1 protein-coding gene is annotated in these 1,280 nt (G+C 51.9%); it reads right to left on the reverse strand.

From position 1 onward, the window contains the following. Positions 1 to 1,280, reverse strand: a 1,280-nt coding sequence (locus KDK16_RS01105) for an FAD-dependent oxidoreductase (protein ID WP_257274296.1), incomplete at both ends; no start/stop codon positions are given.

Genomic DNA, 1,280 nt, shown 5'->3' on the forward strand with positions numbered 1-1,280 from the left:
GACTTTAATTCACCGACACGGACCAGATGATAGAGTTCTTGTCTGGAGTGAGGGAAATGCTCACAGATATCTTTTTTAACCTCAACACCCAGCTCAGTCAGTTCATGATCAAGAACCTGCTTGACCAGAGCCGTACAGCCACCACAGCCGGTTCCGGCACTGGTTTCAGCCTTTAGTGCGCCCATGTCCATGCAGCCACCGGCCACCGCGTTAACCAGATCACCTTTGCTGACGTCATAGCAGGAACAGATTTGAGCCGTTTCTGGCAGAGCCGCGACACCCAGACCCGTTGCAGCGGAGCCATCGGTCTGAGGCAGGATCAGTTCGGCTGGATTTTCCGGAGGCCGCATATCATTCAACATCATTTGCAGCAGGCTGCCATATTCTTCGGCATCACCGACCAGAACAGCACCCAAAACCTTTTTCTTATTCTTGGAAACCACCAGTTTTTTGTAAACTTCTTTTTCTTCATCAATCAGCTGGTAGCTCAGACAACCTTCGGTATTGCCATGGGCATCACCAATACTGGCAACATCGACGCCCATCAGTTTCAGTTTGGTGCTCATGTCAGCACCGGAAAACTGATTACCGTCCCTGCCTGTCAGTTGATCCACAACCACCTGCCCCATCTGGTAGCCCGGTGCCACCAGACCAAAGATACGACCACTCCAGAGGGCGCACTCACCAATAGCAAAAATGCGTTTATCCGATGTACGACAGTCGTTATCAATAACGATACCGCCACGCTCACCCAGTTCCAGACCGGAACTTTTCGCCAGCTCGTCTCTGGGGCGAATACCTGCTGAAAACAGCACGATATCGGTATTCAGCTGTTCGCCGTCAGCGAACTGCATCTGATGAACAGCGCCTTCACCATCAACAATCTGACGGGTATTTCTGGAAGTATGAATGGTGACCCCCAGACCTTCGATCTTGCGTCTGAGCATGGCACCACCGCCGTCATCCACCTGAACAGCCATCAGACGAGGAGCAAATTCAACCACGTGAGTCTCCAGCCCCAGATCTTTAAGCGCTTTTGCTGCTTCCAGCCCCAGCAGACCTCCGCCAACAACGGCACCGACTCTGCCATTACGGGCAGCTTCCTTAATAGCTTCGAGATCTTCGATGGTGCGATAGACAAAACAGTTTTCACGGTCGTGCCCGGGCACAGGAGGAACAAACGGATAGGAGCCTGTAGCCAGTACCAACTGATCGTACTTTTGAGTAATGCCACTGGCCGTGTTTACTTCACAGGACTTACGATCTATCGATATGATGGC

The organism is Endozoicomonas sp. SESOKO4, assembly GCF_024606275.1.